This is a genomic window from Bacteriovorax sp. BAL6_X, from assembly GCF_000443995.1.
Taxonomy (GTDB): domain Bacteria; phylum Bdellovibrionota; class Bacteriovoracia; order Bacteriovoracales; family Bacteriovoracaceae; genus Halobacteriovorax_A.
Genome location: NZ_AUMC01000006.1, coordinates 575,328 through 589,024, shown reverse-complemented (window position 1 = coordinate 589,024; position 13,697 = coordinate 575,328). Strand labels below are relative to the sequence as shown.

Below are 13,697 nucleotides of genomic sequence, written 5' to 3'. Positions count from 1 at the left end.
CATATAACTGATATTATATTGGGTGAATTATTTTCCCCTTTCATGGTCTTTGGTTCGGGATTTTCGCTAAAAAGTTACCGGCCTTTTACCGGCCAGTCTTACTAAATTTAAATATCTAACTCTCTTAAAAACAGTATTGAATACAACAACCCTTACCGCAGAATCTCTATAACTGAACTCTTTGGCCTTGCTTATGTTGTTTGCTTGACTTCTTATTTTGCATAATTGTTATAACTATAAATGTTAGCCCAACCAAAATGCTAAATATCATTTCAATGTACTCACCAGTTTTTGGATTAAATGGCCTTATTAGATAAATACCTGAGACCGTATTGTTTATTCCGTGTAAAACAGCACAAACCCAAATTGAATTAGACTTTATTTTAAACCACCCCAGGGCAAAGCTCATAAAAATAATAATTAAAGGGAAAGTAATAAAGGTTGTCAGAAAAACGTTCTCTGCACCATTTACACCTCCTAAGTTTGCAGGAATATGCCAATATGCCCAAATCAATCCAACAAGAAGCGTTCCCTTTAAAAAGCCGTACTTAGTAGTTAAAGTATCTTGTAAATACCCTCTCCATCCAATCTCTTCTCCAAGAGTGGCCATAATTGTTGTTGGAATAGTTCCAATTAGAATTGTTATAAATAGATTCAAAGCAAGGAATGAATATGACTGCTCACCTGTCCCTAGCATTAAACCAATCTTTTTAATCTCAGCTATTTTGGAAAAGTCGGGACTCAAAACAAAGCTTTCGCTATTCCATGCCCCTAGATCAAGCATATAAAAACTTAGCTGTGACAGGATGTATGGCGTCAGTGCAACGATAGGCGTGAGTGCCATATATTTAAAAGAAAAAACTCTTAGATTTTTAATAACGTCTTTAGCTTCTTCACCAAGTCCCAGTAGGCCAATCGCAGGAGTCCACATCGCAATAATTAGGAATAAACTATTCTTGTAATAAAGAAAAAATCCCTGACACAGAAAACCACTTATAAAAGTAATTAACAAAAATTTAAATAGCTTCTTATCTTTAATCATAAAATCTGAGTAACCATATTGCATTGAACAAACCCTTTCTTCAGATTCTCTTTTAGTCTTGTTGTACTAACTAAATCTGTTACTGAAGAATTATCTTCAGCATATTTAACTGCACAGCGGGTAACTTTCTCACCTTGTGATTTACAAAGAGCTGCAGTATCAAAAAATTGAGTAATAAGTTTTCCAAATGATGATTCGTTAGAGATATTTCCGACACACTTCACTGTTTCATAATCATACTCATGACACAACATTAGATTGTAATTAAAACCGTAAGTCGAAAGAAGTGAGCTCGTCGTAACTGCACATTCAATAGTTTCACCTGAATACTTCTTACAGGTTGCTAAATTATCTTTAAATGAATTAGGTATCCACATTGAGTTATTATCAGATAAATCTAATGAACAATTAATATCTTCTTGGCGCTCGCTTGTGCAGTAGCTTACAGCTTCTTTGATATTTAAATTTGAAACTTTTTTATTCAGGTCTTTCCCGCACTCTAGTTGATCATGTGTGTAATTTAAGCATAATTCAATACCCGCTTTAATATCTCGTGGCGATAGATCTACCCCACACATTATATTTTCAATATCTAGTGAATATTCTCGGCAAAGATTAAGCGCCTTTACTTGGGAAAGTTTCGTGTTACTTGCTGTGTTTTTAAGGATCTCAATTGAGCAATCAAATTGTTCCTGTGTTACCTCGTTTACACTTGAACAACTGTCTTGTGCTACGATACGCATCGAAAATAGTAATGAAATTGTAACTATAGAAAATTGCATAATTTTCATGAAACACTCTCCTAATGATAGTGAATTTCATCCATTTTTTATCAGGAACTCCACCATTTAAGATTATTTGAAAGTACTGAGTTCCTATTATTAGATCACCAGGATAACCAATTGTCAGAATTTCATCAGTCTTTTTTGTGGGTCCATCAGCTGTCATCTGAAATTCACCAAGCAGTCTACCAGCAGATTCGCCCCGAGAATTCTTTTTGATTTTTAAAATTTTTGTTTGTTCAATAATACCAATGGATGAACTCTTCCAAGCAAATCTACCATTACTGTAAGTCTTGTATTCATATGGTTGAACAAGAAATCAAGGCAAAAGAGCTTAAAAGAGCAATTATTAATCATTTAAACAGCTTGAAATGACTTGGTAGCCAGCAAGAATGATATCAAGTCTCCAAGCCGATGCTCTGACGATTCTTATCACTTGCTTCTTGTCCTCTTTGCTAAGCTCACAGTAGCCTGCACTCAGATAACAAGGAACGTGGTGGGAGATGGCCGTTTTCTTAAAGTCTCGACAAGTGGTTTCAGAAGAAATTTCATTCATCCCTGAAATTAAACAGGCCTTAACATTTTCAACCCATTTCTTACCATCTTCAGAAAACTTCTCTATTCTTGAATCGAATTTATTGCAATATTTTTTCCCAAAGGCCAAAGGATATCCACGCTTTCCACATACTCGCTCTTTTTCGATACAACTGTAGTACGCACAGTCATCAGCTAGATCAGTACAATTATTTGCAGCAAACGAATGCGTGGCCAAAAGGATGGAGAAAAAGGTGAAAATAATTGTTTTCATAAGCAATAAGTAGCAAATTTCTCAATGCTTAGTAAACTTAATGAAAAGTTTATATTCTCTTTACAAAATGTCCTATGCAAAAAAGATAGCTAAAGCAAAGGCCACTAGCAAAATAATGACGATTGCTTCAAAGAAGTAGCTCTTCTTTGTCTCCGGTTCTTTAAATTCACCTGTTAAGCGAAAGTGTGAATCATTGATATTGTTTATCACGTATTGAATTTTTCCTAGGGGCGTAAGGCCTGTGAAGTCATAAAGAACTTCTCGGTTTTCACAAATGGCAGTGTAAGGAACGCCACGAACACCAAAGTTTTGCGCAATCTCAGGACTCTCCATGGTATTTACTTCATAAACATTCACTTCTGGATTATTTTCATTTAAGGCCTCAAAGACAGGTGCCATTGTTTTACATGGGCCACAAGTATCAGAATAAAACTTGATGACGAAAACACCTCTTTCACTAGATACAACAGATTCAAAGTTTTCATTATTTATTCTTTTTATATTCATACTAAGCACCACCCTGATAAATTCAATCTTACTATAACTATTCACATCAAAGTTTACAACAAACTTAGTTGGATATAAAAAATGTATCGAGGTGGCATGCACCTCGTATTTGAAGTAGAATAATATTTTTAACCTAAATTAAGAAAAGGCATATATTATGAGAGGAACATTCTTCTTAAAACCATTAGAGTTGAATTTAGAGATTGCTGGCGAAAGCTGGCCCCAGGGCGACCAGATAAACGGAGAGCTTACGATTAAGACTCATGGAGAAGCTGACCTATCAAAAATTGGTATCCATCTCTGTGAAGTCAATATAAAGAAATTTAAGGCCAAGGATGAGTCCGCTTTTAAAGTTATTGAAACAGTTGAAGCAAATGGTGAGCAGACAAGTTTTAGCTTCAAGCTAGCTGAAAATTGCCTTATTACAGAGAAGGCCACTTCCCTTTATGTTGTCTGTGGCGATCTTGACTCTCCCTTTGAATGTGGCCATCTACTGCTTGATATCCTTCCAAATAAGAATATTCTAAGCTTCATTGAAATTTTTGAAAATTTTCTAAAATTCAAATTTAAGCCACTTAAAAATAAGGCCGGAATGATTCAGGCAAAAATCACTCCACCTGACATCAAAGACTGGACAAGTATTCAGACCATGAATCTGGGGATGTCATGTGTTGATAATCACCTTTCACTCGACTTTACTTTTAAAGTAAAGAAAATGTCATACGAAGGCGGCGCTGTGGAGACCAAAGAAGTTAAGATTAACAATAAAGTAGAGTTTAAGCCTAAGGATTATATCCTTTTTGAAAGTACGTTAAATCAAGACTTCATTATCGGAGAGTTAAACAAGGTACTCGATGAAGTAAGGTTTAAGCCCCTAACATAATTCTAAGGGGCGCGGGTACGGATCGAGATATCGAAAACTTATCTGACGTTTATTATGGATATTATTGTTTATTTCTCAAGAAATGACCAAAAAATGGAAAAAAGTCGAACTTCTAACAGTGTCTTTGCCCTTTTATAGAAGAAAATCGGGAAAACTTACCAAAATCTAGTGCTAAGTATTGGAAATCTCTATTGGTACCCGCGCCCCCTTTTAGCGCCCCCTTTTACTTTTAATTAAAGTAATCCCAAAGCTTAATAGCAGGTACAGAATTTACCGCGACAAGAAGAATACTAGATACTGATATGAGCGTTCCAATAAATAACCAAATCGTTGAAACAAGAAAAACACGAATAGGCTTAAATTCAATTTTCTTTGTTAAGTAATGATACGAAAGGATTAATAAAAGAGTTCCATATGATAGGAGCGTCACATAATATAGTTTTTTTGCGAAGTACATATTTAGGCCCATAGAGACACATGGGAAAAGAGCAAAAACTAATTGATAGTAAATTTCGGTGTCTTTAAAACTAACATCAATACGTTCTAATAACTTGCAAAATAAGAAGAGAACAAATAAAGCAAATATGACAGAAGAAAGGTTAATCCATAAATTAAATGCGACTGCAAAGAAAATATAAACTAATTTTGCGACAAAGCTTCTCTCGCTAATTATTGCTTGCGTTACCATAAATGTGCCAGGACCTGCAGCTGCAGCAAATATTAATAATCCAATAAAACTGAAGAAGAAATTCTTTTTCTTACCCGCGCCCCCCTTAAATAAGTTTCTTATCATAAGCAACCTGTAGGCTTCGCTCAATCAGATCATTCACAATCTCTCCTGAGGGATTGGTTTGGAAAGGCATAGCGAAGGCGAAGAAAAGTTGATAGTAAGTTTCGAGTCCGTCGGCAACACTGAAACGCTCAATTTCATTGCCTTTGGCATCTTCTACGATTGTTGTGGCCCTAAGCCATGTGGTTTCCTTGGCCGGAATAACTGTTAGAGTCATAGCTGATAGAAATGAAGCTGGACCGGCTTCTTGATATGTTTCAATTGTGATCTTAAGCCTTCTACTCACCTTTCTATTTTTACAGCTTTTTAAGCTACAAATTTCAAAATCATTAAGTTCCACTGGGTTAAGTCCTAGTGAAATACCTAGTGGCCTGTTGCTACGGTGTCCATCAGCTTTAGCATTATAATAGCGTGGGATGACCAAAACCTTTGCATAGCGACTCTTATCGCGTTTATAGATGGCCTCATTTTCAGCACTGAGCTTTTTTGTAGCACAAGACAGTGATGAAAATAATATGATGAAAAGTAGCAGCTTAGACTTCATTTCTTTGTTCCTTTTTCTTATATTCTTCCATGTCAGTTATAATCGTATCAATTAAGACCTTCTTGTAGAGTTTAAACTCTGGGCCTTCATAAATTTTGATAATTTTCTCTATGTCTTTATCTTTCATACTTTTGATGACAAGAAAGTAATAAGGTAACGAAATCTCTCTCGAAACCTTCATCATGCTAGAGAAGTTAATCTTCATAAAAGTTTTTGTTTCGTATTTTGGAATCTTATCAGTCATTCTTTTTAGAACTTCATCAGCAACGCTAAAAGAAAGCTCTAGCTCTAGGATTTTTTTGGCATACGCAATTTTCTTCTTATTTGCTTTTTGGTCAACTTTCTTGAAGCTGTTAACAATCTCATTTGTATTCACGTTATTATAGAAGTTTCGTTTATGCTCATAGCCCTTCCAAGCAGGGTAATCACTTAGCTTATAAGCGAAACTATAAGTCTCATCCCTTTTTGTTTTTGATTTGAGGTTTTGCTTGTACTTTGCATACAATTTATCAGCATCCAAGGTACTATAATATAAATAGGCCGGGTTATTTTTAAGCTCAGGGTATTTTGCTACAGGGACTTGAGAATACTGAAATTTCACATTGGCCAACATTCTAAAGTAATCAATAGAAAAAGATCGACAAGCAGTTACATTAATAAGTCTTTCATGATCTAAAACTTCAAGCGGCCTACGAGATGGATTTGAACATGAGCTAAAACCAAAGATAATAATCGCAACAAATACAAGTAATTTTGTATGATTCAAAACTCCCCCTTAAGAAAACAATAATTTAATCTTAACCTCATTTGGAGTTCTAGTGTATCAATTCATATTATCAGAAAGAGTACTTTAGCTTGCTTTAAAGTTACCAAGCTAAATATCTGGAATACCTTATTGTCTTTAAGTAATGTAACTAGAGAGGCTAGGCCCCGATAAAAACTAAAGCGGAAAAAGCTGCCAATATTCTAAGTATATCCCATTTCTGGATACACACTCTCCTCGATGTATTAAAGGACCTAAATGACAGTAGATCACTTTGTAAAGGATATAAGAGAAATACAGTTTTAACTGAGGAAGATGTCGCTTACCTAAAGTCACATTTCTTCAAGCAGCGCTAAAGTCAGAGCTTAATACCAATAAACCAATTTGTATCACCTCCGCCTTTAAAGCCAACACCATCGAGATCAAAACCTGGGTTTTGGTAGTGTGAAACCCCAAAGGTTAAATAGTAATACGGATTAAAGATAGAGTAATCTGCTTTATATAATAAATAATCGACAGAAACTTTGATTAGCCCACCTACTTTTGTTGTAGATTTATCGGACTCCTCCTTAGATATAAAGTTTGATACTAATGTCGGTGAAATTTCAACATTCGCATTCAGTTTAGATTCTAAAAATTGCGCTCTAAATGAATACCCATATGATAGTACATTCTGTTGTAAGTCGTATTCTTGATTAATTTTTAATTTTTTAGTTTTTAAAAAAGATAGCCCAATCAATAAGGCATGAGAGTATTTAGAATTTTCATGTGAAGTGTAGAAAAGAGAATAATGCTGGGTTTTATCACTGATACTTATAGCTTTGTATGAACTACTTCTTAGAAAGGATTGTCCAAATGAAAATTCATATAAACCAATTCTTTTCTTAGGATTTCTTTTTCCTCTATTTTCATCTAAGTGCCTTTTTACATCTGAGGTCCTATAATTAGGATATTTCCTTGAAAGTTCCGACCAGCATAGGTAATTATTTTGATAATATATTTTTCTGGTGCTTTGCTGATTTTCACATATAAGATAATCAATTTCTTCTAGGCGAGCGCTATCAGGATTTTCTATTTTGTATATTTGAGCAAAGGCTGTAGAAATATTTAATCGTTGTGACTTTTTTAAATCTAAAACTCTATTATAACTAATCTCTTCTTCACTGCCCCCTCTCTTTGGCGGTAGAGAGCAAGATACACACAGTAGAAGTAGTGCAATTAAAACCAATCTCATCAACTATCCTTTTCTAAGTAATTCACAATATTTGCAATTTCATTAATCTTTTCCTTCCTACGCTTATTATAAAGAAAGGTCATACGTGGGTCTGAGTGCCTGGCATACGTGGCCTGATCCTCAAGGCTTGCTCCGTTCTCATAGAGATTACCAATGCCTGTCGCACGTGATGAGTGCGGCGAAATCTTATGTTTGATCCCCGCAAGCTTGGCATATTTTTGAAAGATCTGGTCAATAGTATTACGATTAAGAGGCTTAAGCTCACTAGACTTACGGCCAGAAGTAAACAGAGGTTCATTTTCATGAAATTCACGACGAGAGCTAAAGACATCCATATAGTGTTTGATATCACCGAAGGTTTCATCGGAAATATAAACCTTCTGCTTCTTTCCCCCCTTACTTCTTACATGAAGATAGTTTCCAATATTGTCACTAGCAAAGTCCCCTACTTTTAGTGCAATCAATTCCGACTTTCTAAGTAAGGTATAAAACATAACTTTTAACACAGTATAGTGAAGGACGCCGCTTAGGTTGTCACTGCCGTCACGATTGGTTTGTGTAACACTTTCAAAAAGATCCATGACCTCACTAGCACTAAGGTCATTTGTCTTAACTTCCATAACGACTTTAGGACGAAAGACACCTGTAGCTGGATTCTTATAGCGAAGTTCTTTTTCTACCAAGAAATCAAAAAAGCGCTTTATAGAAGACAGATGCCTTGCGACAGTTGCATCTTTTAGTTCTTCTTTCTTTAGAAGATAGTCACGGTAGGCCGAAATATGGCGCTGAGATACATCAGAGAGGCCCCCAAAGCTTTCAAACCCCTTTAGAAACGTTAGAAACTTCTTTAGGTCGCGTCTGTAGGCATCTCTAGTGTGAGCTGAATTAGACTTAGTTAAGAAGTCCTCAAAGGTATCATTAATTTTTGACTGGGCACGAGCAGGCCTTATGGCCCTTGATCTAGCGTAGCTTATCTCAACCATTACTGAAATGATCCTTCATCTACGGTGTGCTTGTAGCTCTTAGACCATGACTCGAGTGCTTCTATCAGATTTTCCTTAGGAGATATGACCCAAGTATTAATTTGTGCCAATTCCTTTTTCGAAAATGCTTCTAAGAGATCATCTTCATCAAACATGAATTCAAAGTGTAGGCGTTTAAAAATATGGCGTCCTTTTAGAACGCGAGCTTGGTAGTGTCCGGCCTGACTATGGCGGCCATGTTTCTTATTTGATATTAGAAGTTCAGTGTCATCAATGATGAGATCAAACAGATTTCTAAGCTTAGTGAGGAGCCTCTTCTTCCTTACAAGTTCCTTATCGTATTGCTCAACTAATGTCTTAAGGATAGTTCCAAGGCCTGGCCTCTTTCTTGTTACTTTTGAAGCGACAAGGTCATAGGCCCATGAAATATATTTATTCTTTATCATAAGGGTCTTATGAATGACTTTTTCATTTTCATGTTTATGTGCAAATTCGCTCTGCATACTACCTTGAGATAAGATTAGCATGTCATATTCATCATATTTGGGGCCTTCAACTAATGAAGGCGTATGCGCTTTAGTTCTACCAGAAAGGGATCTAAGCTCTTTCATAACCGCTCCTTGGTTACATTCTATTTTATCATTCACATGGGTAATAATTCAATTTTTCCCCACGTCGATTTTACAAAATCCATATATAGGCATAACTCCAATTATGCCTATATATATTACATGTTACATATCACTCTAAAACATGTCATGTTTTTCCACGCAAAAAATGTCACGTTAAGAAATTTTAAGCTACATAAAAACTATCATCTGAATTTTTCTCGTATTGTTTCTTTCGGTGATCGACATCTAATAGCCACATGAGCCTGATAGCTGAAATAACATAAATAATTCTAATAATAGAATGTAAATAAATAATCGATGCAAAAGCTTGATAACGTAGTTCTGCTAATGATGTGAGATTGAGTGCCATAAAGATCAATGCACAAATAATTGAGAGTGCACATGAAATACGAGGTCTTCTATTTTTTATAATGAATCCACTTAAGACAAAGTATGAAATAACCATGAAACTACCCATAACAAACTCAGGCTCAAACAGACTCATTCCACGACCTACAAGCATAATGAATGCAATTGCGGCCCATAAGGCATGGCCGATCAATATTGAAGCGCTCATAAAACGCCAAAAAGTTATTGGGTTAAAATCTACTTTTTCACTTTCGATTTTTTGTGTCTTGTTATCGATTAGTATTATTATTAAAAAACTTAGAAAGATAAGAGTTAGTGGAATAAAAGGCGTTATTCCAACAAAGCGAAATGTAAAAAAACTGATTAGGCCACTAATGGCCCCAACAAGCTGGGCCTTCTTATTAATCTCTTTCATAGAATCTCCTTGCACTTAGATTATTAATGCAAAGAGTGTCAGATCAAAATTTCGAAAGTTGGTAATTAGCTATATCGAAACTCAATATAAAATCTCTTTACTATTTTTCACCACTTGAGCCTTTTTTCTCAGAACAACATAAATTTCGAGTAAGTTTTTTAAATATTCAATATATTAAAAAACTGCCAAACAATGTAGCAATACTGTCAATGTAGCTTTCTGTAATACATTATTTTCCTCATAAAAATCTAAACAGTTTCTAACAGGAGAAATATAAGTATATCTATATATTAGTATCACCACCAGCAAATCCAATCGGATCTTCACTCACAAAGCGTCCAAGGCCAGGATTGTAATACCTGTTGTGAGATAGATAGACAAAACAATTCACTGTTCATAACCAATTTTACTTCGTTCCAATCTCTCTTCTTCTTTCTTAAATTTTAAGAAAAAACTGGTTCGTGCTGAAATAATATAAATAAGAAAAAGGCAAACTCCTGCCATTAATAGAGGTAAAGTCTTAACGGTAATTAAAAAGAAGATAATACAAGTCACAACTAAGAAATATAGTATGCACGAAGCATAGTCATAGAGTGTTTTCTTGTCTATTGTAGTTACTTCTCTCGTTACTTTTTTATTTAATATTACCATTTCATTAGCACTATCATTGTAGATATACTTTTTAAAATCTGAATGTTTTTCAAAATAATACAACACTGCCAAAACAGTCAAAAGCAAAGACGATGCGGAGATAATATTTTTATCTAAATCTTGAGTTATATTATAATAACTGAGCAGATGAGGAAGAGCTATCGCAATTACGATACAAAACGTTATCCAGATATAAATTTTTGTATAATGTTTAAACAATAATCGGCCAGGGCCTATGTAACGAATAAAGCCCTTTAATAAGCCCAAAACAATCAAGGATAAAAAAACAGCACTTGGTATAAAATGAGAATTAAACAAGTAAAGTGTAACTTCATAAAAAACAATAGAGCAACTAAAAATAATTACAGATCTGAATGAAAATGGTAAGTAAATCAAACTTAACTTACAATTTGCACATTCAAAGCGAAGCATTGTAGTTAGCTCAAGAAGATTTTTAAATGACTTTCTTTCCCTGCAACTTGGGCATTTAAAAAAGTCCATCATCTCTTGCCTCTACAGCTTCGTCTATAAGCTTATTGAACCTATGAATAAAATATCTAGTATTAATTTTTGTTTTACTTAAAACTTTGTAAGCACCACAATAGCCATACAATCTTACCTGATAAGCTGCTTCATATGAAACCTTTTCTATAACAGTACTTGAGTAATAAGTAGCACTTCCTATAACTCTAGTAATTCCAGATCCGACAACAGCAGTTCCAACTGAAAGTCCCCGGGCAAGATTCGCCCCAGTTGCTGAACTAATAGCACCAATCACCCCACCTAAGCGATTAGCTGCATTAGCAACATTCTTAGCACCACTTGTAATAAATGACGTCAAAGACTTACCATAGGGGTCAATCTTCAATAAGGAACTGTTAAATACATAACGATAAAAATTGGTATCATCACCGCCCAGTCCTATCGGATCTTCACTCATAAACCGGCCAGCGCCAGGGTTGTAATACCTGTTGCGAAAATTATAATATTGCTTAATTTTATATTTGGTCATTCTAAATAAGGTTACCTTTTTTTAGTTTCATAGCCACATAAATCACAATTACTAAATGAGAAAGTAGTAAAGAAATACTCCGGAGGACTCATGCTACGAGCTCTTTTAAACAATATCCTCTTCTTACAACCAGGGCATCTAGTCAATACAAACTCGAATAAAATAAAACCACCAAAACTCAATACAGGGCTAATTAACATTATACCTAGTATTAAAGTATTATCACCTGCGTACTTATTAATTTCATTAACAAATAAAGCAGGAAAACAACTAAAAATTAGCAGTACTCTTGCTAGATATATCTTCCAAGACTGATGAGAACTTTTTACCAATGATCTTTTCATTACTTACAATCTTTACAGTCGCTTGAATCATCATAACCAAAGCCAAATAATTCATGAGCAACCGCCTCACCAAAAGAACCTAAAGCGACACCAACTGTAAAGCTTCCATAACCAGCAATTACAGACATAGCATTTGCTGCTACAGCAGTCTTTAAGGCAGCTTGTCGTGCAAGGTTACTTATTCCTACTCGTCCACCCCTCTTAAGAGCAACGCTAAAGATTTTCGAAAAACTTTTCTTACTTTTCTTTAATGTTCCCATCGAAGCAAACCCAGAAGAGATAGAACCTCCTTGAAAATTAGTTAGCTCTCCATTCTCTATCAGATCACCTATTAATCCTGCACCAAATGGTAAACCTATTAGGTCTTGCCCTAGTGAAGACCAACTTAATCCAATCGTATTAGTTGTAGTTCTGAAGTTATTCCAGCCTCTCTTTATTAAGCACTCCATACTAAATAAACCAAAAGGATCAATAGAAGCAAGTGGGGTGTTTCCAACATACATAAAATTATTAAGTTGACCACTTTGATATCCGATCGGATCTTCACTTATAAACCGGCCCGCGCCAGGATTGTAATTCCTGTTGTGAAAGCTTAAATATCTGTTTAATAATTCATAAATGATCTCTCTGATATAGGGGTTATTAGCCCCGTTACTCTTACGCTCTATCTTTATCAAATAATTTTTCAAATAGATAAAAACTAAAAAACGTCATACAAAATGTAAAAATATGTCCTAATACACTAGTTGTACCATCTGTTATATTAGCTATATTAATGTCAAAATAATCAACCAACGCACCTACAGGATATAAAACAGCAAAATATAATAATACATATAAAACTTTACTATAATATAATTGTAATCTCGATTCATTATTAATTGATCTCAAATGATTTGCAAGTAAGTACCTATAAACAAGAGTTGCCACAGCTAAAAGAACTGAAAGAAATGCAAAGAGCACTTCGGATCGACTTAAGACAAAGTTTTCATTAAACACTAACTCAAATAAAATATTTCCCTTGCGATTAAAGCTATCCTGCCCAAAGAGTGCCAAGGCTAAAAAAACATATGAGACATTCACAAAAAGATATACAAAAGAGAGTTTAATATATGCAATAACTGTTTTGGTTTTTCGAATACTATCAAAATAATCTTTATGACCTATCAACTTTTTAAAGAACAAATATATGACAATATCTTCAAATACATATACTAAGGGAGTTACTAAGAATGTAATTAGCACTCCCCATCCTTCTCCGTAATGACTATTCATAACAAAATCAATAAAGGTGTTTAAAAAACCAAAAATCATAAATAAACAGAACAAAATTAAATAACTAATCATACGCAAAACTAACCTCCTAAGCCAAAGGAGGTCTCCCCCTGTCCTTCTGAGGACATTTATTAACAGGATTAGCTGGAGGCGGAAGAAGAATATCCTTCAACAAGTCTTGCTCATCGTCTGATCTGACTGGTTGGTCTTCATCCTCTTTTCTCTTTCTAATTATGTAGTCAGTAGTCTCATCAACATCATACAAGTATTCTGGATAATATCTTCTGACTTGAGCCGAAGACATTATAACATTTCCTTCTTCATCCTTCATAGGAGGTTTATCTTTGAAAAATTCAAGGCCCAGCTTTTTAACAAGTGTGTTAACAGCTTTGGCAATAGATTTCTGAAAACCGCTCTGTCTTTGTACAGTTTGATTTAATCCTAACGGATCAATATAGAATTGCGGATTATTCCCTGCGTATAAATATACATTGTATCCACCAAAAACACCTATCAGATCTTCACTCATAAACCGGCCTGCGCTAGGATTGTAATTCCTGTTGCGAAAACTCAATTGTAGTTGGTCATCTCTATCTAACATACTAATACCTATGTCTACTTAACTCTTCTTAATCTTGTTGGTGATAAAGCATAGTAATCCACCAAAAGCACTAGACAAAAAAA

18 protein-coding genes are annotated in these 13,697 nt (G+C 34.8%); 1 reads left to right on the top strand and 17 read right to left on the bottom strand.

Going from position 1 to position 13,697, the window contains the following annotated elements:
* Positions 1-166: 166 nt before the first annotated feature.
* From M902_RS15850 to M902_RS15845, 4 genes are all read right to left on the bottom strand, one after another.
* The gene (locus M902_RS15850; protein ID WP_021266703.1) at positions 167-1,066 is read right to left on the bottom strand and encodes a CPBP family intramembrane glutamic endopeptidase; all 900 of its coding nucleotides are present in this window, start codon (positions 1,064-1,066) and stop codon (positions 167-169) included.
* Positions 1,039-1,833: a hypothetical protein gene (locus tag M902_RS07100; protein WP_021266836.1), complete on the bottom strand. Its 795-nt coding sequence runs from the start codon at positions 1,831-1,833 to the stop codon at positions 1,039-1,041. The genes M902_RS15850 and M902_RS07100 overlap by 28 nt, the downstream gene beginning before the upstream one ends.
* Before the next feature lie 340 nt (positions 1,834-2,173).
* Positions 2,174-2,632 carry a hypothetical protein gene (locus M902_RS07095; protein WP_021266741.1) on the bottom strand — a complete coding sequence of 153 codons (459 nt, stop codon included), beginning with the start codon at positions 2,630-2,632 and terminating at the stop codon, positions 2,174-2,176.
* A gap of 72 nt (positions 2,633-2,704) precedes the next feature.
* Positions 2,705-3,139 carry a co-chaperone YbbN gene (locus M902_RS15845; RefSeq protein WP_021267093.1) on the bottom strand — a complete coding sequence of 145 codons (435 nt, stop codon included), beginning with the start codon at positions 3,137-3,139 and terminating at the stop codon, positions 2,705-2,707.
* 157 nt (positions 3,140-3,296) lie between these two features.
* Between M902_RS15845 and M902_RS07085 the strand changes: the two genes are divergently transcribed.
* A complete protein-coding gene (locus M902_RS07085; RefSeq protein WP_021266983.1) occupies positions 3,297-4,022 on the top strand; it encodes a hypothetical protein in 726 nt (241 codons plus the stop codon).
* Between the two features lie 229 nt (positions 4,023-4,251).
* Here the strand turns inward: M902_RS07085 and M902_RS07080 are convergent, their stop codons facing one another.
* The 13 genes from M902_RS07080 to M902_RS07020 form a co-directional block, all read right to left on the bottom strand.
* Positions 4,252-4,815 carry a hypothetical protein gene (locus M902_RS07080; RefSeq protein ID WP_021266971.1) on the bottom strand — a complete coding sequence of 188 codons (564 nt, stop codon included), beginning with the start codon at positions 4,813-4,815 and terminating at the stop codon, positions 4,252-4,254.
* Entirely contained in the window at positions 4,796-5,356 is a 561-nt protein-coding gene (locus tag M902_RS07075; protein ID WP_021266884.1) for a hypothetical protein, read from the bottom strand. The genes M902_RS07080 and M902_RS07075 overlap by 20 nt, the downstream gene beginning before the upstream one ends.
* Positions 5,346-6,122: a hypothetical protein gene (locus M902_RS07070; RefSeq protein WP_021266575.1), complete on the bottom strand. Its 777-nt coding sequence runs from the start codon at positions 6,120-6,122 to the stop codon at positions 5,346-5,348. Before M902_RS07070 ends, M902_RS07075 begins: the two co-directional genes overlap by 11 nt.
* A gap of 355 nt (positions 6,123-6,477) precedes the next feature.
* Complete coding sequence (locus M902_RS07065) at positions 6,478-7,353, bottom strand: hypothetical protein (RefSeq protein ID WP_021267094.1); 876 nt, start codon at positions 7,351-7,353, stop codon at positions 6,478-6,480.
* Positions 7,353-8,336: a tyrosine-type recombinase/integrase gene (locus tag M902_RS07060; RefSeq protein WP_021266988.1), complete on the bottom strand. Its 984-nt coding sequence runs from the start codon at positions 8,334-8,336 to the stop codon at positions 7,353-7,355. The genes M902_RS07065 and M902_RS07060 overlap by 1 nt, the downstream gene beginning before the upstream one ends.
* Positions 8,336-8,947, bottom strand: a complete 612-nt coding sequence (locus tag M902_RS07055) for a hypothetical protein (protein WP_021266916.1) — start codon at positions 8,945-8,947, stop codon at positions 8,336-8,338. The genes M902_RS07060 and M902_RS07055 overlap by 1 nt, the downstream gene beginning before the upstream one ends.
* 184 nt (positions 8,948-9,131) lie before the next feature.
* The gene (locus M902_RS07050; RefSeq protein WP_021266835.1) at positions 9,132-9,731 is read right to left on the bottom strand and encodes a hypothetical protein; all 600 of its coding nucleotides are present in this window, start codon (positions 9,729-9,731) and stop codon (positions 9,132-9,134) included.
* Positions 9,732-10,014: 283 nt separating this feature from the next.
* Positions 10,015-10,122, bottom strand: coding sequence for an RHS repeat-associated core domain-containing protein (locus tag M902_RS16830; protein ID WP_156979744.1), 108 nt, complete (start codon positions 10,120-10,122; stop codon positions 10,015-10,017).
* Entirely contained in the window at positions 10,119-10,886 is a 768-nt protein-coding gene (locus M902_RS07045) for a hypothetical protein (protein WP_040314269.1), read from the bottom strand. The genes M902_RS16830 and M902_RS07045 overlap by 4 nt, the downstream gene beginning before the upstream one ends.
* Complete coding sequence (locus M902_RS07040; RefSeq protein WP_021267020.1) at positions 10,870-11,394, bottom strand: RHS repeat-associated core domain-containing protein; 525 nt, start codon at positions 11,392-11,394, stop codon at positions 10,870-10,872. Before M902_RS07040 ends, M902_RS07045 begins: the two co-directional genes overlap by 17 nt.
* A 343-nt stretch (positions 11,395-11,737) precedes the next feature.
* Entirely contained in the window at positions 11,738-12,415 is a 678-nt protein-coding gene (locus M902_RS07030; RefSeq protein ID WP_198011874.1) for an RHS repeat-associated core domain-containing protein, read from the bottom strand.
* Positions 12,396-13,085, bottom strand: a complete 690-nt coding sequence (locus M902_RS07025) for a hypothetical protein (RefSeq protein WP_040314265.1) — start codon at positions 13,083-13,085, stop codon at positions 12,396-12,398. Before M902_RS07025 ends, M902_RS07030 begins: the two co-directional genes overlap by 20 nt.
* Positions 13,086-13,101: 16 nt before the next feature.
* Positions 13,102-13,614: an RHS repeat domain-containing protein gene (locus M902_RS07020; protein WP_021266638.1), complete on the bottom strand. Its 513-nt coding sequence runs from the start codon at positions 13,612-13,614 to the stop codon at positions 13,102-13,104.
* Positions 13,615-13,697: the final 83 nt, after the last annotated feature.

Bases quoted from the DNA above. Each gene is read 5' to 3' on its own strand.
- M902_RS07020 (WP_021266638.1), bottom strand. From the start codon at position 13,614: ATGTTAGATAGAGATGACCAACTACAATTGAGTTTTCGCAACAGGAAT.
- M902_RS07050 (WP_021266835.1), bottom strand. From the start codon at position 9,731: ATGAAAGAGATTAATAAGAAGGCCCAGCTTGTTGGGGCCATTAGTGGC.
- M902_RS07100 (WP_021266836.1), bottom strand. From the start codon at position 1,833: ATGAAAATTATGCAATTTTCTATAGTTACAATTTCATTACTATTTTCG.
- M902_RS07095 (WP_021266741.1), bottom strand. From the start codon at position 2,632: ATGAAAACAATTATTTTCACCTTTTTCTCCATCCTTTTGGCCACGCAT.
- M902_RS15850 (WP_021266703.1), bottom strand. From the start codon at position 1,066: ATGCAATATGGTTACTCAGATTTTATGATTAAAGATAAGAAGCTATTT.
- M902_RS07075 (WP_021266884.1), bottom strand. From the start codon at position 5,356: ATGAAGTCTAAGCTGCTACTTTTCATCATATTATTTTCATCACTGTCT.
- M902_RS07080 (WP_021266971.1), bottom strand. From the start codon at position 4,815: ATGATAAGAAACTTATTTAAGGGGGGCGCGGGTAAGAAAAAGAATTTC.
- M902_RS07025 (WP_040314265.1), bottom strand. From the start codon at position 13,085: ATGATTAGTTATTTAATTTTGTTCTGTTTATTTATGATTTTTGGTTTT.
- M902_RS07045 (WP_040314269.1), bottom strand. From the start codon at position 10,886: ATGATGGACTTTTTTAAATGCCCAAGTTGCAGGGAAAGAAAGTCATTT.
- M902_RS15845 (WP_021267093.1), bottom strand. From the start codon at position 3,139: ATGAATATAAAAAGAATAAATAATGAAAACTTTGAATCTGTTGTATCT.
- M902_RS07055 (WP_021266916.1), bottom strand. From the start codon at position 8,947: ATGAAAGAGCTTAGATCCCTTTCTGGTAGAACTAAAGCGCATACGCCT.
- M902_RS07065 (WP_021267094.1), bottom strand. From the start codon at position 7,353: ATGAGATTGGTTTTAATTGCACTACTTCTACTGTGTGTATCTTGCTCT.
- M902_RS07060 (WP_021266988.1), bottom strand. From the start codon at position 8,336: ATGGTTGAGATAAGCTACGCTAGATCAAGGGCCATAAGGCCTGCTCGT.
- M902_RS07085 (WP_021266983.1), top strand. From the start codon at position 3,297: ATGAGAGGAACATTCTTCTTAAAACCATTAGAGTTGAATTTAGAGATT.
- M902_RS07040 (WP_021267020.1), bottom strand. From the start codon at position 11,394: ATGACCAAATATAAAATTAAGCAATATTATAATTTTCGCAACAGGTAT.